Annotated in this window: 1 protein-coding gene; it reads right to left on the bottom strand. The window is 63.0% G+C overall.

Going from position 1 to position 819, the window contains the following annotated elements:
• Positions 1 to 819, bottom strand: an 819-nt coding sequence (locus VXC91_RS46250; protein ID WP_329513311.1) for a group II intron reverse transcriptase/maturase, incomplete at both ends; no start/stop codon positions are given.

Consider the following 819-nt stretch of genomic DNA (forward strand, 5'->3'; position numbering starts at 1 on the left):
CTACGAGCGTCTTGCGCCGCATTCTGACCATGAGTTCGGCCCACGCAGGCCGGTCCGTTCCTGGCCTTTCGAGTTCTTTAAGGCCGGCAACCTGGTGTACTGCTACCGTGGTGCCGTTCTCGCAAAGCTCGCATTTCCGTGTCCGCAGCCGCATAAGCAGCTCTTTACGTGGGACACGGGCCGGGACCGGGGCCGGGTCGGTGATGACCGCCCGCCGGTCTTGCCGCAGAATGATTCCGCCGAATCGTGCTACCAGGTCCGGCTTACCCTTTCGCTTGCGCTTGGCCTCAAAGCAGGTCCTGAGGCCGTCGCCGGTGATGACCTTCGCCTGGTGGCGGGCAGCCATCTTGGTGACGGTGGACCTGTGCTTGGCTGCCAGCGTTTTCAGCATCGACGTCTCGGCGTGCCAGCGCAGTGTGCGCAGCCGCCAGACGTCCTGGGCGAGCAGGTAGTAGTTCACGACGCCCCTGTATTCGGCTCCGTAGATCCGTACGATGTCGTAGTCGTCCAGGTTCTGGAGCCGAGACCGGTGCCACGACTTTCCGTGTTGCCGGTAGCGGGCGCACTGGGCCTTGACCGCGTCCGACGGCACCCGCAGTGCAATCTTCCCATTCACCGATCTCCGGCTCCTGGTGATTTTCGTGCTGGAGTGCTGGACGGTGATGTCATAACCGAGGAACCGCGCCCGCTGGCTGCGGGCGTGCGTAATCAAGGTCTTGGTCGTGTTGAGTTCCAGTCCGAGGGTCTCTCGGAGGAACGTCGCGATCCTGGCCTTGATCTCTTCGGCTTCGGCCTTCGGTCCGGTGAATCCCAGCAAGT

Origin of the sequence: Streptomyces chiangmaiensis (assembly GCF_036281785.1) — a bacterium.
In the GTDB taxonomy this organism is placed as follows: domain Bacteria; phylum Actinomycetota; class Actinomycetes; order Streptomycetales; family Streptomycetaceae; genus Streptomyces; species Streptomyces chiangmaiensis.